Below are 20,358 nucleotides of genomic sequence, written 5' to 3' on the forward strand. Positions count from 1 at the left end.
GGAAGAAACATGCTCGCTGCAACTCGTCTGGTATTATCTGCTGTCATATCTCTCTCAATGATTATCCCTTTATCCTCAATAGCATTTGCAACAGGGTTATCGGCTAACCCTTTCATTGGTAGTTGGCAGCTCGAGTCCGGTAAATACCTAGATGACAAAGGGCTGTGGCAAGATTATGATTCTCTCAACCTCAAGGCAATAAAAGTGCTCTCGGCATCACATTTCAGTTTCACCACCATGAAGGAAGTTAACCAAGATGGCGAGGTGAAGGATGAGTTCTGGGCTGCAGGTACAGGGCATTACGAATTCACCGACACGCGATACATAGAGTACCCCGCACTTAACTCTTTTGGCGTTGCGGCGGGGGAATCGTTTGCCTTCGAGTATCAAATACAGGGTCAAGAGTTGCATACTAAGCGAGTCGAAGACGGCGTGTTAAAAGAGGTAGAAGTGTGGCAGCGGCTGGACTGAGGTCAATTTCCCAAAATTCATAAAGTTAAGCTCCTGCGGCGAAGTGGCTAAAAGGTCGTTTATCACTTCGCTTAACGGCCTGCCTTGCTGCTTGAGAATTATACTGGTTTATAACTTAGGCTTGAGTCTGTCGGGAAGCGTAAACTCTTTTATTTCCCCAGTCATAGGACAAATAAATTTTAAGTAGCAAGAAGTGAGTTGTAGGTTAACTTCACCTTCTTTTGCGATGCCATGGAGTCTGTCTCCCACAACTGGGTGTCCAGTCGATGCCATATGGATACGGATCTGATGTTTACGTCCCGATTCGATTTTTACCTGCACTAAAGAGTGGTTCTTCTGTTCATCAAAGGCTAATAAGCTGGCGTGTGATCGAGCCGTTTTACCGTCGACATCAGTCTCTAGGGTGAGTGTGTCCTGAATACCTGAATTAAATTGGCCTTCAACGATCACCTGATAGTATTTTTCAAGCTCTCTTATCTCAAATAATCTCGCCAAGGCTGCAGTGGTTTTCTTGCTGTGGCCGATAAGGACCAGTCCAGTCGCGGCTCTGTCGAGTCTGTGAATAATAAATGCGGGTCTGTCTGGGGTGAGATGTGTTTCAGCATAGCGATTGATGGTGGTGTGATCGCCCCATTTTGAGCCCTGACACAACATGCCATAGGGCTTGTACCAGATACTGTACTGACCCCCATCGAATATCAACTCTGCTGCGTCGACCGTGTGGTCTAACACATCCTGGTTGTAATACAGATGCAGTTCATCGCCAAGTTTTAAAGCGCGTTTAGCACGGCGAAGCCTCTGGGTCTGTTTACCTCGCGTTAACCACACCGCTCCCTTGTTCATTGCCTGTTTTATCTGTTGTTTAGACAGTGCAGTCTCTGCTGCTAATAAAGAGGCGGCATCGAGTTCTAGGTTGTTAACGGTCAAGTGGGATTCGAGCATGTTTGGCGTAGTTTGGGGCATAAAAAAAGCATTGCTGATAGTGATAGCCGCTATTTTACATCATTTGATAATGAAGGATTTGCTTATTATTGTGTTCAATCAATATTGGCATTCGTTCAGCACACAGGTTTGGCATTCATATTGATTAAAGATACGCCTATGACGATTAAAATTATGCCGAAAATGGTATCCATATTGGGCATATTTCCTCTCATTGCGCCTACCAACGCGATTAGCACTATGCCCGCTCCGCACCAGATGGCGTAAGCAACCGCCGCAGGAATGTTAAGTGTGGCCAGAGAGAGAAAATAGAAAGCACTGGCATAGCCTATTACACAGCCTAATGTGGGTAAAATACGGGTAAAGCCCAATGTCGCCGGAAGTAAAGTGGTGGCAATGACTTCTGAGATGATGGCAATACTTAAATAGAAGTAACTGTTCATGTTTCAATCCTTGAGGGTCAATGTAGGCTTTATAACTGCCTCTATGAGTCTAAAAAACGGCCCTGACAAGCCAGGGCCAAAATAAAACCATAAAAGGAGAAGCTAAGACGAATAACGCCTCTGCAGGGCAAGCCTACTTAGGTTAAAACCATCAGGATTTAGCTAAGCAGGATTGACGACTTCGGGATTGATAATGACCTGTGCGCGCCTATCAGACATCATTAAGATGATTGATTACGCTTGGTCATTTTTATGCCTGGATCTCATTATCGTTTTCTTTGAGCGTTTTAAAGTGCAAATTTGCTTGTTCTCTTAAGGTGCTAGGTTTAGGGTTAATGATAACTATTTCCAACTGCCTGACATTAACGTGAGGCGGTGCAATCTATACCAGGTGAAGTGAATTATGGATACACAGTTAAAGTTTAGGGTTAAACATTGGCTAGATAACGATCCAGATCCTCGTACTCGACAGGAACTGCAGGCACTCATAGACACTGGCAACGAAGCGGAGTTACAGCAGAGATTTTCAGGCCGACTCGCATTCGGTACCGCCGGGCTCAGGGGCGTCGTAAAAGCGGGTCCCATGGGAATGAATCGGCTGGTCGTCCAGCAGACCTCATCAGGCCTAGGTGCCTACCTAATGCAGCAGGTTAGCGATGTCGCTACTCGTGGCGTGGTCATAGGATACGATGGCCGTCACGATTCAAAGCAGTTTGCTCATGATGCGGCGGGCATACTCACATCCATGGGAATTAACGTTTATCTGACCTGTAAAATCGCTCCGACGCCTTTAGTGGCGTTTGGGGTGCCCCATCTCAATGCGGCAGCGGGTATTGTGGTGACGGCGAGTCATAATCCACCTCAGTACAATGGTTATAAGGTTTACTGGGGCAACGGGGCGCAGATCATCCCGCCACATGACTCTGGTATTGCGGCGTGTATCGATAAAGCGGCAACACAAAAGGTGCGCTTACATACACTCGAAGAGGCGAAGGCGAGTGGTCGGCTTGTGATGCTCGAAGATGATTTTTATCAAGCGTATCGCCAAGGAATTAAAGATGCACCTGTGTTGCAAAATCATACTCAGCCTGAGCTGGTAAGCCTGTCTTATACGGCAATGCATGGAGTAGGGGCTGAGATGGCCGAAACGGTACTGGCAGATGCTGGCGTGACTCAGGTTTACTCTGTGGCCGCCCAGCGCGAGCCAGATGGTGACTTCCCTACGGTTAATTTCCCTAATCCTGAAGAGAAAGGGGCGATGGATCTCGTGATAGCCGAGGCTAAGAAACATGATGCTATGCTGGCTTGTGCTAACGATCCCGATGCTGACCGTTTTGCGGTTGCAGTTCGAACTAAGGCTGGGGACTACCAGATGTTAACCGGCGATCAAGTAGGGGTATTATTTGGCCATTACTTGATGACTCATGCACCTGAAACTAACCGCCTGACCTGTACTACCATAGTGTCCTCTAGCCTATTATCGAAAGTGGCAGCGAGTCTGGATGCGACCTGCTTGACCACATTAACTGGCTTTAAGTGGCTGACTAATGTTGGCATGGCCGAGCAGACTGAGGATAACCAGTGCTTGTTTGCCTATGAAGAAGCTTTAGGTTATATGGTTGGTTCTATGGTGTGGGATAAAGACGGTCTGTCGGCGTTGGTGGCCTTTGCACAACTGACCGCAGAGCTTGCCAGTCAAGGGCAAACGATTTGGGATCGGTTAGAAGCCATCTATCGAGCTCATGGTTTCCACCTTAATGCTCAGGTAAGTATCGCGCTTAAACCTACAACGCCAAATATCGGCGAGCACCTGCGCAAGGCATTGCCTAAGATGATTGCCGGAAAACAGGTATTGAGCACGGATGATATCAGCAGTGGTGCGAGAACCTTTAGCGATGGCACTACAGAGTCTATCGACCTGCCTGCTAGCGATGTGCTTATTTTTAAGCTAGAGGGCGGGGCGCGGGTGATTGTCAGACCATCGGGTACAGAGCCGAAGATTAAGTGTTATTACGAAGTGGTTGAAGCCATGAATGATACTGACACGCTGCAGAGTGTTCAGGCTAGGGCACAAACAAAGATGGATGAGTTTATTGCTGCTCATCAGGCATCCTTGCCTCAGTGATGATTTATGACTAGCTCTGACTTTTCGGCAACAACGATGATAAAGCAGAGTTGTTAACACAGTAAGCTAACAAGATTTTCAAGATGAAAAGCCAAGCATGTCTTGGCTTTTGTTTGAGGATGGCCGTATTGAGTTTATTCCGGCCATCATCCCTTTGCTGAAACTGTCGTTTTTATTCAATCTTATGTTCCGCCTATCTCGTATTATTTATCCATCGAAAGCGAATTGTCTATTAGTAAGCGATTCGTTTCCCAAATACATTTTTAGGTACAGAGCAAAGCCATGTTAGAAATTAAAACGCTTGGATCCTTAAGCGAGATCACTGAGCTAAAACAGCAATATTTTGCACTTTCAACCGTTCCACTCGATGGAATGTGGCATTTCGGTTTTGTGCCTATGTCTGCCCATTTTGCTTTTTTTGAGGAGAGTATCCCAGTAGGTTTCTGCTGCATCAATGGTGAAGGCTATATGTTGCAGTTTTATCTATCGCCAAGGGCAAAATGCCAAGTGACAGAGTTGTTTACTTTGATTGCGGAGCAAAAAAGTGATGTTATTGGTGAAGTACAGGGTGCATTTGTTAGTACAGCGGAAACAGCTTACCTTTCACTCTGCTTAGATAGCTCATCTTCATTCAAGATTAATGCCTTAATGTACCAGCAGAACAAACAGCAACAGGTTGGGACGTTTGAGCCGTTAGAGATGGCATTGGCAAATCAGCAACAGCTATCTCATTTCGTTAGCTTTGCTGCTGATAATATTGGTGCCCCAGAGCAATGGTTGTCGGGTTACTATGCTAACTTGATCCAACGCCAAGAGTTATGGGGTTACTGGTGTGAGGGCAAGTTATTAGCCACTGGAGAGTGCCGCTTATTTGATGAGTATCAGGTTGGATATGCCGAGCTAGGAATGATCGTCGCTGAAGCTGAGCGTGGTAAAGGTATAGCAACACGTGTGCTCAATCATTTGATAAATCATGCATCAAAACAAGGGTTAAAACCGATCTGTTCGACAGAAAGTAGTAATATTGGCGCTCAAAAAGCCATTTCTCGAGCAGGATTAATTTCTGAAAATCGAATTATCCAGTTTGAATTTACTAAGGGTAATTGACCATTTTTATAGATTCATGCCTATTTCTGTATGAGCCTATTTGCTTACTAAGCCAGTAAGCGAACTGTAATTATTGATGGTTTAGCATATAGTCATAATCCAAGATGACAGTTAGAGAATATAATGATCAATTGGCTTCAGGTGCCCAAGTCCCAAGACGTCGCCAAATATATTGAGTGCTATTGGCTTATTGAGAAACTCCCTGGTGCTGAAAGTTATCAGTATCCCAAGTTAAACCCAGATCCTGCGGCTCACTTAATCATCTCCCCTAGTCATCAAGCTTATCATTATGGTATGGATGTAGGCACAGCTGATGGTTATGGGAGTCATCTGCTGTTACCTCATTTGCAAACTTTTCAGCTCGATCATTCGAAGCCATTTATTCATTTAGGCGTTAAATTCAATATTGGCGCATTGTACTCTCTAGGGTTGTCAGCGTATTCCCATCCAAGCTTAGATGCTATTGAGGGTGTAAATCTTGCTAGCCTATTTAGTTCAAGTGAGTTTAATCAACAGAGGCTGATGGATATCGCTATCAATGATCCTGAAGCTTGTTGCGATCAATTGGATGCTTTATTTTTGCCTTGGCTTGATAAGGTGAAAGAAGATCAACATAGCGCATTGACTCGAAAAGCGCTTACCGTTCTGGACAGCACATCAATATCTGCAATGGGTGAGCAGCTTTTCTGCTCACAAAGAACATTAGAAAGGAGTTTTAGCCGAGTCACTGGATTGACATTGAAACAGTGCCAGACAATGAACAAGTTAGAGGCGATGTTGGAATACCTTTATCAACGCAATGCCGATGAGATCGATTGGGTTGACGTCGCGTTGAAGTTTGGTTTTAGCGATCAGCCTCACCTTATTCGTCACTTGAAAAAGCAGATAGGCCAAACACCGAAAAAGTACGCTAAAGACAGAGGCTTAACCATTGATGTTTACGGTGGTGTTAACTAATACCAATTCCATTAAACATATGATCAATTCAGAGCTTTCTCAGGGCTTTAAATTCAAGACGCATTGTTGACGAAATGGTTATTCCCTTTTGAGGCAATGCAACGCAGAAGTAGAAGCCCTGAGAAGCTCACGAAGTGCGGGTTTAAAAACACTTTAAGCTGCGAAAGTGGCTTTCGATATAGAATAACTATTAGCTTCAATCCCCTTATCTTGCCTACAGCGTTTTTAACTCCCGCTGAATGGTCACTTATTTAATGGAAATGGTATAAGGCTTGGATTGTAGAGTCTGGCGTAATACGTGTGAGCTGACACATCACCTCTGACTGATACCCGTTGGTATAAGAGGCATGGCGATGTGTTTATTGAGCGTAAGTGCCTATTGAATGTAAATGCTTTGGCCTATGACGCGTTAGCTTCTACAAAATCACTTTCACGAGCAAATTTAATAGCGTGCTCACATAAGTTAATTTTTTGCTCTTTGTTGGCAGAATTGTACTTAAGCATATGTTCGTCGAGTAGGTCGCTAGTTGCTTTTGACATTACCATCTCTTCAATACCAGCATTTCTATGTGCCGTCATCGACTGCCCCACAATAGCACCTTCAATTTGCATATCATTTTCGCTGTAAAAAGTGGTGCAGAACATTAAGCTTGCCATGCCAAGTGCGACATCTGTTTCAAGGTTCTTAGCGGATGCCGAACCCATAAATAAACAACTCATGAGCCCTGCGAGTAGTATTTTTTTCATTACAATAAACCCTATTCTGATTCCATCAATGCATCTGTTATCTAGATGATATTGCATAGCATTTCTAATTTATGTGAGTTGCTATGTTTCGATGGACGAGGCTAGCACGTATATCAAAGTTAGGTATGTGACGCTGCGCTAAGTTGATGATGAACAATTTGTTTTTGTGCTGCTTATCACTGTTTATTCAATGCTTGAAAGCGCTTGAGTGAGTTGTTTTATCTCGTCGTGTTCTCTCGTGATAGATTAAGGTATTGAGATTAATAGAATATGATTAATTTCCCATACGTTCATTCATGCATTCATATGAGCCGACTTCAAACTCTCGACAAACCCATGGTCGGTGCTCATAGATTGAACACATTAAAGTATCTCTATTTAGCGCAGAACACCTACCATCATCTAAACGCAACATTGTTTCATTCCCATAAAAATCAATATCGATATGATGATTGGGAACACCGGTATCTGAAATAATCCTGACTTCCAAACTGCAACAACATGCCTGGCAGGTTGAACATGTGACTTCGGGAACGGGTATGTTTTTTACTTTAATGGTCATAAACAACAACAATAAACTCAATGGCCAATAGGATACTCTATAATGATTGGGTTCTCGAGTTAATATAGCCTTAATACCTCGTAAGGTGCGACAAACCTGAATTCAACCTGCAAGGCACTAAGCTTCATTGTTGTTAACAAAGCTGACGAGCAGATGTTACTATCTGAGTTATCAGTATTAAATTGGATAACAGCAGTTGCAGGTTAAAACCTTAATATTCTCATTATTTACTATTATAGCTTTGACTCATTTTCAAGCTCGTGCCAACGAGCCCAAACAGCCAGCTGTAGTGAGCAATACAGAACTATCGAATGTAAAGAAGACCGATAAATCAGTACAAGTGAAAGCCACAGCCGATAAGGCTGCAGAGGTCATCGATCCCTGTTTAACCCATTCCGCCGATGATACCGCCTTCGATCAAGCCTTCGATTATCTCAATACTAAGTTTTGTCAGCCAGCTATCTGGTTCGATAGCTTCTTCGTCGATGAGCGCACACAAGAAGACGCTCGGGCCGGGACCTTAGTCCGCTGGACTAATGACTTCTCCTATTACGGCATCGAAGGCTTTAAATACAGGACAAACCTTAATGCCAGATTTAATCTACCCGGCGTGAATGAAAAACTTAAAGTCATCATAGATTCACAAGGGGAAGATGACCCGTTTGCTTTTCTGAAAGGGCCGAATGATGATGGCGAACGAGATATTGGTCTTAGGTATGACTGGTATGCTAAAGACAGAGTCAGCTTCAATATTAAGGCCAATTTTAAGCCTAAGCTAGAGGCTAGATGGCGTTATACCTATCCCATTTCACAAAGCACCATCACCCGGCTTACACAGAAAATCTATCAAGAGAAAAAGGTGACCGGAGAGTCGACAGAGTTTGATATTGAGCACTCTTTCGATGAAGATTTCTTATTGCGTTGGAGCGCTGTTGCTCAGTATGAAAATCGTGATAATGGCTGGGAGTTTGGTAGTAGCTTGAATCTGTATCATTACATCAGCAGCAAACAGGCGCTTAATTATATTGCCAGTATCTATGGTGTCGATACGCCGTATCATTATGTTGAAAATGCCAGAATCGCGGTAACCTATCGACAAAACTTCTTACGTGAATGGTTGTTCTTCGAGATCACCCCCGAATATAACTGGAGCAAAGAGTTGGATAAAGACAGGTTAGATCAAGCCATCATCACCTTACGGTTAGAGGTGATGTTCCAGAATATTTAAACACTACTGACACTATGGTGTCAGTAGGCCTGTTTTATGCTTGTTTCATCGCTAAGGGACAAACACTCATATTGAGTGTTAGCTTAGTTATTACAAGGAGTTCAACATGTTACAACAAGCACCGTTGGTTTGGGGCGAAATAGCCGTCGAAAACATGGATAGAGCCGTTGAGTTTTATGGCAAGCATTTTTCTGTCAGCTTCAGACGTGAAACCATGAACGATATGGAGATGGCTGTTCTGGAGACTGAGGATAAGGAAGCGGCCAGTATTGGCTTAGTTAAACATGAAATGATGAAGCCATCAGCCCATGGTAGTGTGTTGTACCTTCACTTGAGTGATGAACTAACACCTTTGGTAGACAGTATTGCTAAAGCTGGCGTGAAAGTGCTACTGCCTGTGATGCCAATCAAGGAAGGCGAATGTGGCTTCATCGCCTTATTTGAAGACAGCGAAGGCAACACGGTCGGTCTCTGGTCAAAAAACAGATAGTGACCGCTTAAGCCGAATAATATTCGGCTTAAGCTCTGCTTAGACTGCATGGTTTTATTGAAGTAAGACTGTATTGAAGTAAGGAAAGTGAATGAGTGAGATTAAGGACGTCATGGTATCACCAGAATTGGTTACTCAAGCGACCATATGTGTGTGTGGGCTGGCAGTAACGACATCGAATCACGCCGAACAAGATGTAGAGACACAGAAAATTGCCCCACTTTGGCAGCAATTTATGAGTCGTAGTGAAGTACAGAGCAATACTCAATCACCTGTTTATGGCTGTTACTATGACTATGAGTCCGATCATAATGGTGAGTTTTCTGTTCTTACGGGATTGTTGGCGGGTTTGAGTCAAGCGGGAGCTGGTAATGCTGAGTTAACTGAGCTGACGTTAGCTGCTGGGGAATACCTGTGTTTTAGTGCTAAGGGTGAGATGCCTGGGATTGTGATCAGCCTATGGGGCCAGATATGGCAGTACTTTGAAGCTAGCAGCTGTCAGTTTGAGCGCAGCTATAATACCGATTATGAATGCTATACCTCGATGGACGGGGTGGATATCTACATTGGTATAAAACAAAAATAGGCTAAGTTACTGTTTAATGCTGTAGATACTGAGACCTATTATGAGTGCTATACCGATTATAAATGGGGTGGATATCTACATTGGTATAAAACAAAAATAGGCTAAGTTACTGTTTAATGCTGTAGATACAGAGACCTATTATGAGTGCTATACCGATTATAAATGGGGTGGATATCTACATTGGTATAAAACAAAAATAGGCTAAGTTACTGTTTAATGCTGTAGATACAAAGACCTATTATGAGTGCTATACCGATTATGAATGGTGTGGATATCTACATTGGTGTGAAACAAAGGAAATAGGTTAAGCTCTGTTTAAATCGGTAGATACAAACATCAAGGAAAGATATGCGTCGAGCGGATCGGTTATTTCAGATAGTACAAGTTCTTCGAACTCGGCGATTAACGACGGCGCAGCAGCTGGCCGAACGGCTGGAAGTCTCGACCCGAACCATATATCGCGATGTCCAAGATCTGTGTTTAAGCGGCATCCCTATCGAAGGTGAAGCAGGAGTGGGTTACTTGCTTCGCCAAGAGGTGAATGTGCCTCCGCTGATGTTTAATGAGGCTGAACTTGAGGCGATTCAGGTTGGCATGCGCATGGTGCAGGCCTGGGGTGGCAAAGAGCTCTCCAGCGCTGCTAAACAGGCGATGATCAAGGTTGAAGCTGTCTTACCAGAACGCTTGCAGGATTATCAATCCTTGATGTTTGCTCCGGACTTTCATATCGATAGCGATGAGTTTAAGTTTCTCGATGTGCTCAGAAAGTCCTCACGATTAAGAGAGTATCTATTGATGGATTATCGCGATGCTAAAGAAGATACCAGTCAAAGGGAGATACGTCCTCTGGCCATCTATTTTTGGAAGGGAACTTGGACCTTGTTGGCCTGGTGTGAATTGAGAAATGATTTTCGTAACTTCAGAGTCGATAGGATCACCGGACTCATAAATCAGCAGCGACACTTTGCGGTATCACCGGGTGAAGAGATGCATGATTACATCGCGATGATGGAAGCTAAGTATGGTACGGAGTAGGGAGGGGAATCCAGCTTTGTAGACAGACTCTGCTCTAATCTTTCTTTAGTTTAAGATTGGCCGCATAAAATTTCGCTCATACCTTAAGATGAATTTGTGCTTTTTGGCATAATCAAATGCAACGAGACAATCGGCATCATTGGCTGATTCATTTCGGTAGGTCTCATAATCAGCCAGACTAGGAAATGAAAATAAGGCTAACGCGATATCATTTGCTCCCTCGCTAGGCAGAAAGTAACCATGATGCTGGCCACCAAACTTTTCAACCAACGGGATCCAGAGCTGGGCATAGTGCTCAAATTCTTCAATCATATCCGGATTGATTATATATTTAACATGACAGGTGACGTTCATTGTTGAGTGTTTCAAAGTTAAATTCCTATCTGATTAATGAATGAAAAAAAACAATCCCATGCTCACTACTGTAGTCAGTAAGACACTGCGCGTTGTGTATGCCAAAAATGCGGCTAAGATAGCGCATATCAAATAGCTGTTATCTAAGCTCAAATCTAAATGTTCTTCCCGAATAAAGACGATGGGAGCAAAAATGGCTGTGAGTACGGCTGGGGCTGAATAACTCAAAAATGCCAACGTATTCTTGCTGAGTCGTACCGGAAGTTTGGGCTCTAAAAACAGGTATCGGCTGCCAAATACTACAGCCGCCATGGCAAAAATTGTCAACCAGATCATGTTTTCTCTCCCGTAAGTTTGGCGTAGAGAGTACCGCAGGTCATACCAAGCAAGGCTGCGATAAGTAATCCTGCGGGAATGGCTAATAGCTCACAGACCACTGCGCCGACTAAAGAGACCAGTACACAAAATAGGACCGATGGTTTCTTCACCGAAGGCACGACAATGGCGATAAAGGTCGCAGCAATAGCGAAATCCAGCCCCCAAGTGTCCAGATTGGGAATTGTTTGACCCGCGATAATGCCAGCTGCTGTGGCGAGGTTCCAACCTAAGTAAAAGCTAAATCCACCGCCTAAGGCGTACCAAGGATTTAGCTTGTGCTGTTTACCTTGGTTGGCGATGGCAAAGAGCTCATCGGTAAGCAGAAAGCCTAAGACGAGTCGCCATTTGAATGGCATGGGACTGATTTGCGGCCGCATGGCCATGCCATAGAGAAAGTGCCGTGATGTGATGAGTAAGGTGGTGATTAAAATACTGGTTAAGCCAATTCCTGCTTTTATCATTCCAGTTGCAACCAGCTGCGCTGAACCTGCAAAAATAATGGCAGACATGGCCTGACTCTCGAAAGGAGATAAGCCGGCATCCAGAGCAAAAGAGCCTGCTAAAATCCCCCAAGGGATCACGGCTATGGTGAGTGGCATTACAGCTAAGGCGCCTTTTAAGAAACCGCTAAATTTCCCCTCTTGCTTTATTACTTGCGTCTGGGAACTCATTAATCTTTTGATCACTTTTATTGATAACATTAGCCATTAAGTTAACTTAACTGAGATACGCTGGCTTGTACAAACTTGCACTTTTTCTCATACCAGTAAACTCTTTGGCGTACTGTCCCGGTGTGACGCCCATGGTGCGTTTAAAGTGACGGTTAAGGTGGCTCTGGTCGTGAAAGCCGCAGGCTAAGGCGACATCCAGCAATTTATTGCCGTTTCGAATTTGTTTTTTGGCGAGCCTGATTCGCGCTTGGATTTGATAGGCATGGGGAGGCAGACCAAAGGTGTGCTGAAATTGTTTAATCAAATAGAAAGGGCTAAGTCCTGCTAATTGCGCCAGTTCTTCCAGTGATACATCGGCGCCAGGATGATCATCGAGAAACTGTTTCACCAGTGCCAGTTGAGGCTGAGCTAATGTCTGTGATTGCTGCTCGCCTTTGTGCTTGCTGTGACGTGCCATGAGCTTAATCATGGTGGCATAAACAACAGATTCTCGTAGTAGTCTGTTATCGGACTCTTTAAGAGTCTGAAATGTCATGCGAAGCATGTCGGCCATCGACTTGTCGTGGACCACGGCCTCGGGAAAATAAGGTGCACCTTTCGAGGAAAGTCCTAATTCTTGGTTAATCGAGGAGAACTGCTCAGGCAGCGGGTACATGGCACGATAAGACCAGCCATTGTCAGTGGCTGAGCAGCCGTTATGTACCTCATCGGCGTTGACCAGTATTATACTGTTCTGTGGTGCTAAGTGATTGCTGCCGGTACGGAAGAATTTCTGTGCACCAGTTTCTATCACCCCAACTGTGTAGCCTTCATGGCTGTGACGGGAGAAGTTCTGTTTTTGATAACTGGCATCGAGCAGCTCAATACCCCCTAGCTCTTGAGCCAAGGTAAAATCCGCTTTTTCGCTACTGTTTCTCTGCTTTGCAGAATCTTGCTTGTCTGCCTTAAGTGCCGTTTGCGCCATGATGCTCCTCGTTGTGCTGAGTCATCATAGCGCATAAATGGATATTGCTTTTGTACAAAATTGTTCGCTCGTTACATTTAACGATTATCAAGGGCAAGCTACAGTAGCGAGTCATTCAGTCGCCGCTCATTGCCGTTAATGCGGTGAACCTTTGCCCGTTAGCGGCATCTGTTTTGCCGCTGCTATGAATGCCTGTAGCTACGAAAGTTAGTCGCTATGAAGGCCAGTTGCTACGAGAGTTCTTGGTCATTGAATTGCCGCTGATTTTGCTCATTTTTCTCGACAAACTCTTGTATCAGCTGAGTCTTTTGCTCCTCTAACAGTTTGATCTGTGCTTCTTTCTGCTCATTGCTTAAGGTGTCACTTTTCGCAATGGCTTGTATTTGAGCTTCGATCTCATCTAATTTTTCACGGTCAATGCCAGTGCGTTTGTCCAGTATGGTCTGCATTACATCTTGTAAGCTGGCTCTTTGCTTGGCTTGTGAGCCAAGTTGTTCATAGGTGTCGGCTTCGGGCTTTTTAGAGGCTTGTGAGTCTGATGAAAGCGTGACTATGTCTTGATATTGCCTGTCTTGGTATTGTCTGGCTGGGTCGATGACATGACTCTGGGCTTGCGGAGTTTTGACTGAGTTTGACGCAATTGCCTGGCTAGCTTGAGTCTCTGCAGGCTTATTAATTTGTGTACCTGTATTTAAATAAGCATTGTAGCCATTAACTGTCATCATGTTACTGTCCTTCCTCTGGATACGATTGTTAAATCTAAAGCCTGAAGCCTTTAGCTATTTCTCTAACGATTTCTTTAAATTAAAGAGTTAGCAATTTCTGAACCAGATATTGGGGATTAATTGTAAATCTCAAATTCAAACTCAAACTCAAACTCAAACTCAATAACCACTTGGTCACTTAGCCACTTGGTTTAGAACTTGGCGTAACGTTTGGTTTAAGAGAAGGCCAGTTAAGCATGGTTAAGCAATAAAGGAGTGCCATGGAAACCAGAAATATCATCATCTTCGATGGTGTGTGTAATCTCTGCAATGGTGCGGTCAACTTCATCATTAAGCGAGATCCTAAGCAGAGGTTTTGCTTTACGCCTATGCAAAGCGAGGCTGCGAAAGACTTGATGAGCAGATATTCCCTTGTGAGTGATTATGGCGATACCTTCTTTCTTATCAAGCAGGGAAAATGTTACACCCGTACCGATGCGGCGCTTGAGATCTGTAAGGACTTAGCTGGTGTTTGGAAGTTACTGCTAGTTTTTAAGGTATTGCCACGTTCATTTAGGGATTTTTTCTATAACGGGCTGGGCAGTCGGCGTTACTCTCTGTTCGGTAAGCGTGATACCTGTATGTTACCTACAGAAGAGCTGCGCAGCCGGTTTATTGATTGACTCGCAATCCAATAAAGTATCGAGCTCAAGACAAGGCTAAGAAAGCCTCGAGTCACGAGCTATAGACTTAAGTTCGTCACTCGCTATTTGGCCGTTTCTAAACTGTGCTGCCGTTCTGGTTGGTTTTTCAGTATGAAAGTAGAACGGGGCGAGGAGGCACGCCTCGTCTGATAGCCGGAATAGAAAAACACACAGATGAAGATCAGTGTCATCAGCATGATGATGGTTGGCGCCGGGGCGCTATCGATAAAGAAGCTGAGGTAGACCCCCAAGAAGGAAGTCAGGGTCGAGATAAGCAGCGCGATTAGCATCATAGATTGAAACTTTCGGGTTAACAGGAAGGCGATGGCACCGGGGGCGATCAACATGGCGACAACCAGAATCATACCTACAGCCTTAAGTGCACCGACTATGGTGAGGGAGAGTATCGACAGTAGACCATAATGTAGCAGTCCCACAGGCAGACCTATGGCCTTGGCATGTTGGTGATCGAACACAAACACCAGCAGATCCCGCCCCTTGAATAGAATGAAACTGATGACAAGCAGCGCAATGCCACCCGCTTCTAGTATATCTATCCAGCTCACACCGAGTACATCGCCGAACAAGATATGATCTAGGTGCACCCCGGTCTCAATCTTAGTCATCAGCACTAAGCCTAAGCCAAACATGCTGGAAAACACCACTCCCATCACAGTGTCCTCCTTGAGACGACTATTGTCCTTGATAAATCCAGTGGCTAACGCGCAGAACATACCGGCGGCGAATGCCCCTATGGCATAGGGGATAGACAGCACATAGGCCAAGATAACTCCGGGGAGTACCGAATGGGAGATGGCATCCCCCATCAGCGACCAGCCCTTGAGCACTAGAAAACAGGAGAGCACAGAGGTGGGAATTGCCACTAACAGGACAATCGCAAAGGCTTGATGCATGAAGGTAAAGCTAAAGGGTAAGAGCAATGCGTCCAGACCCGAGTTAAATAAGCTGGTCATTGGGGACTCCTGTACTGGCTGCAATGTTTTTCGGCTTTTGTTTAGAGGCGGCTTTTAAGTTAGTGGCTGAGACGTGTTTTGCCCTTCGTCTTGTCGCCAGGTAGCCATGCTTAGGCGCGAACACAAATGTCAGCACGAAAACGCACGCCTGTAGCACCACAATAATGCCGCCGGTAGCCCCATCGATAAAAAAGCTCAGGTAGGCGCCGACTAATGAGGTCATCGCGCCTATGGCGACACTCAAGATGACGACAATGCCAAATCGGTCGCTAAGCTGATAAGCGGTCGCCCCCGGTGTCACGACCATGGCAATAACCAGAAACGCGCCTACTGTCTGCAACGCCGCCACTGTCGATGCACTCAGTAAAGTGAAGAAGAGGATCTTCAGGCCATTGGGGTTGAGGCCTATGCTTCTGGCATGGTGTTCATCGAAGAAAACCACCATAAGATCTCGCCATTTCAGCATTAATACGACCAGAGATATGCCGCTAATCAACAGGAGTTGTAGGGTATCTTCTGGGGTGATGGCCAGAATATTGCCCAGCACTATGGTTTGAATGTTCACCGAAGTGGGAGAAAGAGAGACCATAAACAGGCCGAGGCCGAAGAAGGAAGTGAAGATAAGTCCTATGATGGCATCTTCTTTGAGCTTAGAGCGTTGACTGAGAAATAGCATGGTCGTTGCCGCGAGCCCCCCGGAGAAGAAGGCGCCCAGCGCGAAGGGCAGACCTAACATATAGGCGCCGGCGACACCGGGAACGATAGAGTGTGACAGCGCATCGCCAATCAGGGACCAGCCCTTAAGCATCAGGTAGGCGGATAGGAAGGCGCATACACCTCCGACCAAGGCACTGATGAATATGGCATTTACCATGTAACTATATTCGAAGGGTTGTAATAGAGTTTCAATCATAGGATTCACTTTTTGTTGCTATTTACTAAGCGCTATTCGCTTCTGACCACTTGTGTGTCGCGCTCATCACCATATAGCACCACTGGCCGCTCATGATCTGTCAGCAAGGTTACCTGTCTGGCGTCATCATCCTGATGAAGATCTTTGCCGCCTAATACGAAGTGGCGCAACACGCCGCCAAATGCTTGCTGCAGATTCTCTTGAGTGAATACTGACTTGGTGGGGCCGGCGGCGAGTACGGTGCGGTTGATGAGGACGGTTCTGTCACAAAACTCGGGCACGCTGCCCAGATTATGGGTCGATACCAAGATAACCTTGCCCTCGGCGCGTAGCTCACGCAGTAGTGCCATGATCTGATCTTCTGTCTTCACATCCACGCCGGTGAAAGGTTCATCGAGCAAGATGACTTGGCCTTCTTGGGCCAGAGCTCTGGCGAGAAAGATGCGTTTCTTCTGTCCGCCGGACAGTTCACCGATTTGACGCTTGCGAAATGCCCTCATGTTGACTCTGTCTAGGGCAATATTCACCATCTCTTCATCACGCTTGTTGGCGATGCGAAACATGTTCATATGGCCATATCGCCCCATCATGACCACATCTTCCACCAACACAGGAAAGTTCCAGTCTATCTCTTCGCTCTGAGGGACGTAGGCCACTAGGTTGCTTTTTAGCGCCTGTTTAACTGACAAACCTAATATCTCAACCTTACCCTTTGCCAAAGTGACGAAGCCCATGATGGATTTAAATAGGGTGGACTTACCGCTGCCATTAACGCCGACCAGTGCTGTGATAGAGCCCTTGGGTAAGTCAAAGCTGGCATCGTGAATCGCTGTATGACCGTTGCGGTAGGTGACAGTAATGTCGTTGACTGTGAGTCCACTTGCTAATTTACTCATTTAGCCCCCTGGCTATGGTGCTCAGTGTCGTAGTGAGTAACTCGATATAGGTCGGCACCGGTCCAGAGCTGCTGCTCAGAGAGTCCACATAAAGCACACCGCCGTATTTAGCTCCGGTTTCTCTTGCCACTTGCTGAGCGGGTTTGGCCGATACCGTGCTCTCACTGAAGATGACGGGGATTTTCTGCTGCCTCATCTGGTCGATAACCTTTCTTACCTGCTGCGGGGTGCCTTGAGCATCAGCATTGATAGGCCAAAGGTAGAGCTCTTTTAGATCATAGTCTCGAGTCAGGTAGCTAAATGCCCCCTCGCTGGTCACCAGCCAACGTTTGTCTTTCGCGACTGCGTCTAACTGCGCCTTGAATGGTTCGACGGCGGCGAGGATTTGCGCCGAATACCGTTTGGCATTGGCGTTATAGCTTGGCGCATTTTTACTGTCATAGCGGACCAAGGCCAGACGGATATTTTCCACATAGATCAGGGCATTGGGGGCTGACATCCAGGCGTGGGGATTAGGCTTACCTGAGTAAGGGCCCTGAGAAATCCCCATAGGCTCTATGCCTTTGGTGACTATGGTGCGGGGAACCTCATTGAGATTGTGAAAAAACTTGTCGAACCAGAGTTCCAGATTGAGACCGTTATACAAAATGAGATCGGCTCCCTGGGCCCGACGAATATCTCCCGGTGTCGCCTGATAGTTATGAATTTCGGCATCTGGTTTGGTGATTGACTCGACAATAGCGGCATCGCCCGCCACGTTTCTCGCCATATCTGCGATAACGGTGAAGGTGGTGATGACCTTAAATTTATCACTCTGGCTGGCAAGCAGGTCTTGAGACCAGAAGGAGAGGGTGATAGTGAGCAGCAAACCAAATGTACGAAGCATATTTGTTCCTTGTTATGTGCGCTTATGTGCGGGAGGGAGACTCAAGGCTAGCAGGGAATAAAGAAAACCTCAATGCAAATGATAATTATTATCAATTAAGGGGGGTGAGAGTAGGGATGAGCATGGGGATGTAACTCGTAGGGGCAGGGTAGGCTGAATTCTAATGCTTTATAGCACCTGTTAGCTGATGCTAGGCCTCTGGTTAAGAGACTGGTGCAGACCACCTATGAAGCCATGTGGGAGGGGGTTAAATTGGTTAAACCCGGGATTAGAAGTTCTCAGCCCAGTGGAAGCACACACTTTTGTTGAGTGAGAATAGTGACAGAGGCGGGTTATGAGGTATTGAGTTTAGGTTTAAGGGAAGCGGAAGCCGTTTGATAAACGGCTTCTTTATGGTTTTGTCACATGGTTAAGACGAGTGAGAGGCGAGTGCTAACAGTTGCGGCAAGAACTTATTATCTTGCTTGGCTATCTCTATCTGCTCGGCTAGGACCTGTTGCAGTATTTCATGGGTGGTGAGGGGATTAGCCAAGACCACACGAAACACCACAGATTGAATATTGAGTCCGCTGCTACTTTCGGGATTAATACGGGTACGAGAAACAAATGAGGTGCCTTGTTCTCGTTGACGTTTCTGCACAAATTTAGTCAGGCCGTCGAGTAAGCCGTTAAATTCGATTAACTTTTCAGTGTTACCGCTCTCTCTTGCCTTTAACATTGCCTGTTGCACCGATTTGGGAACATAACGGTAAGTGAGTAGACAGAGTTCCGGTTCAGATACCACTTCAAAATCTTCATTTTTATGAATAAGCTCAGCAAAGTAACGAGCTTTTTCTAAGCTGTTATTTATTAGGATTTCGTAACCATCTCGGCCAATGACCTGCAGGCAGGCATGGACCAACATGGCCATACCCGGGCGTGAACCTTCCAAGGTTTGACTGCCTAAATCTTTAGAGCCCTTTCGTAAAATATATTCTGCATGATGCTTAATGGCGTTGGCAAAGCTTGGGTCTTTGAAGATAACCATACCTGCGCCCATGGGCACATACATCTGTTTGTGCGCATCGATTGTGACTGAGTCCGCACGCTCTATGCCCTTAAGCAGATGGCGGTACTTGTTCGATAATAGCGAGGCGCCACCCCAAGCCGCATCGACGTGGAAATGGCACTTAAGTTCACTTGCCAATGTAGCAAGCTCATCTAAGGGGTCGATATTGCCCGTCTCTGTGGTGCCCGCAACGCCGACGATGGCCATCACCTTGATGTTGTCATGCTTAAGCTGTTTTGCCATGGCGCGCATCTTATCCACATCGACCTTGTTATCACTCGATGTGGGGATTTTAATGATGTTCTCACGGCCTATGCCAAGCAAGTCTGCCGTTTTTGCTAACGAGTAATGACCACGCTCTGAGACTAAGATGGCTAAATCAGCATAGCCATAGTGACGCAGGGCCTTCATCAGGCCTTGAGCCGATACGCCTTTGAAGTCGCCATCTGCTTTTAACAGCTGATTGCGCGCTATCCATAGGGCTGTGATGTTAGCAACCGTGCCGCCTGAGCAAAATGCCCCGAGGGAGTAGTTAGCACTGTGCATCCAGTTTTTATAAAACTTATCGTCTTCACTGTAGATCAGGTGATGCATCATGCCTAAGACCTGACGTTCCAGTGGCGTGAAGGCCTTAGATGTCTCGATTTTTACCAGGTTTTGATTCAGACCAACCATCATCTTAGACAAGGGCAAGACGAAATATGGAAGAGCAGATGTCATATGACCGATAAAGCTAGGCGATGAGGTATGAACCGAGTGGGCCACTAAGGTCTTCATCATCTCATCGGCATAGTCTGAAACAAACTGAGGTGCTGAGGGAATTTGATGCTGCTGAAAGTCTAATTCTATCTCAGACAGAGGCTTCTCGATGGCAACCACACTTTCTTGCAGGAAGCCCATCAAGTTTTGCGATATGTTCTGTTCGATGACGCTTAATGTTGAATCAGGGGCTTCTGGTACGGTGAAGATACGCAGTAATGCCTCTTCAGAAGCTGTGGCTCGTCTTGGTGTCATCGACATGTTTATCTCTTAACTATCACACTATTCAACAGGAACTGCTATTTGTTGCAGTTTTCCAAAGGGGGGTCACTTTACTTTATGCGCTTTGGTGCATCAAGTGGCAAAGTTAAAACGATTCATGGGGAATGTAAAGCGATGGCGATTGTTTAGGCT

23 protein-coding genes are annotated in these 20,358 nt (G+C 45.6%); 9 read left to right on the forward strand and 14 right to left on the reverse strand.

Annotation, left to right across the window (positions count from 1 at the left end; genetic code table 11):
• Positions 1 to 9: 9 nt before the first annotated feature.
• On the forward strand, positions 10 to 471 hold the full coding sequence (locus FM038_RS07235; protein WP_142872623.1) for a hypothetical protein: 462 nt from the start codon (positions 10 to 12) through the stop codon (positions 469 to 471).
• Between the two features lie 108 nt (positions 472 to 579).
• Here the strand turns inward: FM038_RS07235 and FM038_RS07240 are convergent, their stop codons facing one another.
• Together FM038_RS07240 and FM038_RS07245 are read right to left on the reverse strand one after the other, a co-directional pair.
• Entirely contained in the window at positions 580 to 1,434 is an 855-nt protein-coding gene (locus FM038_RS07240; protein WP_142872624.1) for an RluA family pseudouridine synthase, read from the reverse strand.
• Positions 1,435 to 1,529: 95 nt separating this feature from the next.
• The gene (locus FM038_RS07245; RefSeq protein ID WP_142872625.1) at positions 1,530 to 1,856 is read right to left on the reverse strand and encodes a DMT family transporter; all 327 of its coding nucleotides are present in this window, start codon (positions 1,854 to 1,856) and stop codon (positions 1,530 to 1,532) included.
• A 403-nt stretch (positions 1,857 to 2,259) separates the two neighbouring features.
• Between FM038_RS07245 and FM038_RS07250 the strand changes: the two genes are divergently transcribed.
• From FM038_RS07250 to FM038_RS07260, 3 genes are all read left to right on the forward strand, one after another.
• Positions 2,260 to 3,981, forward strand: a complete 1,722-nt coding sequence (locus tag FM038_RS07250) for a phospho-sugar mutase (RefSeq protein ID WP_142872626.1) — start codon at positions 2,260 to 2,262, stop codon at positions 3,979 to 3,981.
• A gap of 282 nt (positions 3,982 to 4,263) precedes the next feature.
• Positions 4,264 to 5,088: a GNAT family N-acetyltransferase gene (locus FM038_RS07255; protein ID WP_142872627.1), complete on the forward strand. Its 825-nt coding sequence runs from the start codon at positions 4,264 to 4,266 to the stop codon at positions 5,086 to 5,088.
• A gap of 123 nt (positions 5,089 to 5,211) precedes the next feature.
• Positions 5,212 to 6,045: a helix-turn-helix domain-containing protein gene (locus FM038_RS07260; RefSeq protein WP_142872628.1), complete on the forward strand. Its 834-nt coding sequence runs from the start codon at positions 5,212 to 5,214 to the stop codon at positions 6,043 to 6,045.
• A 399-nt stretch (positions 6,046 to 6,444) separates the two neighbouring features.
• Here FM038_RS07260 and FM038_RS07265 read toward each other — a convergent pair whose 3' ends face one another.
• Together FM038_RS07265 and FM038_RS07270 are read right to left on the reverse strand one after the other, a co-directional pair.
• Positions 6,445 to 6,792 (reverse strand): hypothetical protein, encoded by a 348-nt coding sequence (locus FM038_RS07265; protein WP_142872629.1) that lies wholly within the window; start codon positions 6,790 to 6,792, stop codon positions 6,445 to 6,447.
• Between the two features lie 274 nt (positions 6,793 to 7,066).
• Entirely contained in the window at positions 7,067 to 7,354 is a 288-nt protein-coding gene (locus FM038_RS07270; protein WP_142872630.1) for a YkgJ family cysteine cluster protein, read from the reverse strand.
• A gap of 289 nt (positions 7,355 to 7,643) precedes the next feature.
• On the opposite strand from FM038_RS07270, the gene FM038_RS07275 reads away from it, so the two are divergent.
• From FM038_RS07275 to FM038_RS07290, 4 genes are all read left to right on the forward strand, one after another.
• Positions 7,644 to 8,582, forward strand: a complete 939-nt coding sequence (locus tag FM038_RS07275) for a hypothetical protein (protein ID WP_223293017.1) — start codon at positions 7,644 to 7,646, stop codon at positions 8,580 to 8,582.
• A gap of 106 nt (positions 8,583 to 8,688) precedes the next feature.
• Positions 8,689 to 9,072 carry a VOC family protein gene (locus FM038_RS07280; RefSeq protein ID WP_142872631.1) on the forward strand — a complete coding sequence of 128 codons (384 nt, stop codon included), beginning with the start codon at positions 8,689 to 8,691 and terminating at the stop codon, positions 9,070 to 9,072.
• 91 nt (positions 9,073 to 9,163) lie between these two features.
• Positions 9,164 to 9,658, forward strand: a complete 495-nt coding sequence (locus FM038_RS07285) for a GyrI-like domain-containing protein (protein ID WP_142872632.1) — start codon at positions 9,164 to 9,166, stop codon at positions 9,656 to 9,658.
• A gap of 348 nt (positions 9,659 to 10,006) precedes the next feature.
• Entirely contained in the window at positions 10,007 to 10,693 is a 687-nt protein-coding gene (locus FM038_RS07290; protein WP_142872633.1) for a helix-turn-helix transcriptional regulator, read from the forward strand.
• A 45-nt stretch (positions 10,694 to 10,738) separates the two neighbouring features.
• Here the strand turns inward: FM038_RS07290 and FM038_RS07295 are convergent, their stop codons facing one another.
• The 5 genes from FM038_RS07295 to FM038_RS07315 all read right to left on the reverse strand — a co-directional run bounded on the left by FM038_RS07295 (position 10,739) and on the right by FM038_RS07315 (position 13,785).
• Positions 10,739 to 11,047: an NIPSNAP family protein gene (locus tag FM038_RS07295; protein ID WP_142872970.1), complete on the reverse strand. Its 309-nt coding sequence runs from the start codon at positions 11,045 to 11,047 to the stop codon at positions 10,739 to 10,741.
• A gap of 33 nt (positions 11,048 to 11,080) precedes the next feature.
• Positions 11,081 to 11,383 (reverse strand): AzlD domain-containing protein, encoded by a 303-nt coding sequence (locus FM038_RS07300; RefSeq protein WP_142872634.1) that lies wholly within the window; start codon positions 11,381 to 11,383, stop codon positions 11,081 to 11,083.
• Positions 11,380 to 12,096, reverse strand: coding sequence for an AzlC family ABC transporter permease (locus FM038_RS07305; protein ID WP_142872635.1), 717 nt, complete (start codon positions 12,094 to 12,096; stop codon positions 11,380 to 11,382). The genes FM038_RS07300 and FM038_RS07305 overlap by 4 nt, the downstream gene beginning before the upstream one ends.
• A 46-nt stretch (positions 12,097 to 12,142) precedes the next feature.
• The gene (locus tag FM038_RS07310) at positions 12,143 to 13,060 is read right to left on the reverse strand and encodes an AraC family transcriptional regulator (protein WP_142872636.1); all 918 of its coding nucleotides are present in this window, start codon (positions 13,058 to 13,060) and stop codon (positions 12,143 to 12,145) included.
• A 230-nt stretch (positions 13,061 to 13,290) separates the two neighbouring features.
• Positions 13,291 to 13,785 (reverse strand): hypothetical protein, encoded by a 495-nt coding sequence (locus FM038_RS07315; RefSeq protein WP_223293018.1) that lies wholly within the window; start codon positions 13,783 to 13,785, stop codon positions 13,291 to 13,293.
• Positions 13,786 to 14,045: 260 nt separating this feature from the next.
• On the opposite strand from FM038_RS07315, the gene FM038_RS07320 reads away from it, so the two are divergent.
• A complete protein-coding gene (locus tag FM038_RS07320; protein WP_142872637.1) occupies positions 14,046 to 14,447 on the forward strand; it encodes a thiol-disulfide oxidoreductase DCC family protein in 402 nt (133 codons plus the stop codon).
• A gap of 83 nt (positions 14,448 to 14,530) precedes the next feature.
• On the opposite strand, the gene FM038_RS07325 is transcribed toward FM038_RS07320, so the two are convergent.
• The 5 genes from FM038_RS07325 to panP all read right to left on the reverse strand — a co-directional run bounded on the left by FM038_RS07325 (position 14,531) and on the right by panP (position 20,205).
• Complete coding sequence (locus tag FM038_RS07325) at positions 14,531 to 15,442, reverse strand: metal ABC transporter permease (RefSeq protein WP_142872638.1); 912 nt, start codon at positions 15,440 to 15,442, stop codon at positions 14,531 to 14,533.
• Entirely contained in the window at positions 15,426 to 16,355 is a 930-nt protein-coding gene (locus tag FM038_RS07330; RefSeq protein ID WP_142872639.1) for a metal ABC transporter permease, read from the reverse strand. The genes FM038_RS07325 and FM038_RS07330 overlap by 17 nt, the downstream gene beginning before the upstream one ends.
• Before the next feature lie 32 nt (positions 16,356 to 16,387).
• On the reverse strand, positions 16,388 to 17,251 hold the full coding sequence (locus FM038_RS07335; protein ID WP_142872640.1) for a manganese/iron ABC transporter ATP-binding protein: 864 nt from the start codon (positions 17,249 to 17,251) through the stop codon (positions 16,388 to 16,390).
• A complete protein-coding gene (locus FM038_RS07340; RefSeq protein ID WP_142872641.1) occupies positions 17,244 to 18,137 on the reverse strand; it encodes a metal ABC transporter substrate-binding protein in 894 nt (297 codons plus the stop codon). Before FM038_RS07340 ends, FM038_RS07335 begins: the two co-directional genes overlap by 8 nt.
• Before the next feature lie 409 nt (positions 18,138 to 18,546).
• Entirely contained in the window at positions 18,547 to 20,205 is a 1,659-nt protein-coding gene (panP, locus tag FM038_RS07345) for a pyridoxal-dependent aspartate 1-decarboxylase PanP (RefSeq protein ID WP_419555622.1), read from the reverse strand.
• Between the last annotated feature and the right edge of the window lie 153 nt (positions 20,206 to 20,358).

This window comes from Shewanella eurypsychrophilus (genome assembly GCF_007004545.3).
Taxonomy (GTDB): domain Bacteria; phylum Pseudomonadota; class Gammaproteobacteria; order Enterobacterales; family Shewanellaceae; genus Shewanella; species Shewanella eurypsychrophilus.

Excerpts from the sequence above, each read along its gene's own strand:
- FM038_RS07315 (WP_223293018.1), bottom strand. The coding sequence starts at position 13,785 with ATGATGACAGTTAATGGCTACAATGCTTATTTAAATACAGGTACACAA.
- FM038_RS07320 (WP_142872637.1), top strand. The coding sequence starts at position 14,046 with ATGGAAACCAGAAATATCATCATCTTCGATGGTGTGTGTAATCTCTGC.
- panP (WP_419555622.1), bottom strand. The coding sequence starts at position 20,205 with ATGTCGATGACACCAAGACGAGCCACAGCTTCTGAAGAGGCATTACTG.
- FM038_RS07285 (WP_142872632.1), top strand. The coding sequence starts at position 9,164 with ATGAGTGAGATTAAGGACGTCATGGTATCACCAGAATTGGTTACTCAA.
- FM038_RS07235 (WP_142872623.1), top strand. The coding sequence starts at position 10 with ATGCTCGCTGCAACTCGTCTGGTATTATCTGCTGTCATATCTCTCTCA.
- FM038_RS07255 (WP_142872627.1), top strand. The coding sequence starts at position 4,264 with ATGTTAGAAATTAAAACGCTTGGATCCTTAAGCGAGATCACTGAGCTA.
- FM038_RS07280 (WP_142872631.1), top strand. The coding sequence starts at position 8,689 with ATGTTACAACAAGCACCGTTGGTTTGGGGCGAAATAGCCGTCGAAAAC.
- FM038_RS07300 (WP_142872634.1), bottom strand. The coding sequence starts at position 11,383 with ATGATCTGGTTGACAATTTTTGCCATGGCGGCTGTAGTATTTGGCAGC.
- FM038_RS07335 (WP_142872640.1), bottom strand. The coding sequence starts at position 17,251 with ATGAGTAAATTAGCAAGTGGACTCACAGTCAACGACATTACTGTCACC.
- FM038_RS07240 (WP_142872624.1), bottom strand. The coding sequence starts at position 1,434 with ATGCCCCAAACTACGCCAAACATGCTCGAATCCCACTTGACCGTTAAC.
- FM038_RS07265 (WP_142872629.1), bottom strand. The coding sequence starts at position 6,792 with ATGAAAAAAATACTACTCGCAGGGCTCATGAGTTGTTTATTTATGGGT.
- FM038_RS07340 (WP_142872641.1), bottom strand. The coding sequence starts at position 18,137 with ATGCTTCGTACATTTGGTTTGCTGCTCACTATCACCCTCTCCTTCTGG.
- FM038_RS07290 (WP_142872633.1), top strand. The coding sequence starts at position 10,007 with ATGCGTCGAGCGGATCGGTTATTTCAGATAGTACAAGTTCTTCGAACT.
- FM038_RS07325 (WP_142872638.1), bottom strand. The coding sequence starts at position 15,442 with ATGACCAGCTTATTTAACTCGGGTCTGGACGCATTGCTCTTACCCTTT.
- FM038_RS07270 (WP_142872630.1), bottom strand. The coding sequence starts at position 7,354 with ATGACCATTAAAGTAAAAAACATACCCGTTCCCGAAGTCACATGTTCA.
- FM038_RS07330 (WP_142872639.1), bottom strand. The coding sequence starts at position 16,355 with ATGATTGAAACTCTATTACAACCCTTCGAATATAGTTACATGGTAAAT.
- FM038_RS07295 (WP_142872970.1), bottom strand. The coding sequence starts at position 11,047 with ATGAACGTCACCTGTCATGTTAAATATATAATCAATCCGGATATGATT.
- FM038_RS07310 (WP_142872636.1), bottom strand. The coding sequence starts at position 13,060 with ATGGCGCAAACGGCACTTAAGGCAGACAAGCAAGATTCTGCAAAGCAG.
- FM038_RS07250 (WP_142872626.1), top strand. The coding sequence starts at position 2,260 with ATGGATACACAGTTAAAGTTTAGGGTTAAACATTGGCTAGATAACGAT.
- FM038_RS07245 (WP_142872625.1), bottom strand. The coding sequence starts at position 1,856 with ATGAACAGTTACTTCTATTTAAGTATTGCCATCATCTCAGAAGTCATT.
- FM038_RS07260 (WP_142872628.1), top strand. The coding sequence starts at position 5,212 with ATGATCAATTGGCTTCAGGTGCCCAAGTCCCAAGACGTCGCCAAATAT.
- FM038_RS07305 (WP_142872635.1), bottom strand. The coding sequence starts at position 12,096 with ATGAGTTCCCAGACGCAAGTAATAAAGCAAGAGGGGAAATTTAGCGGT.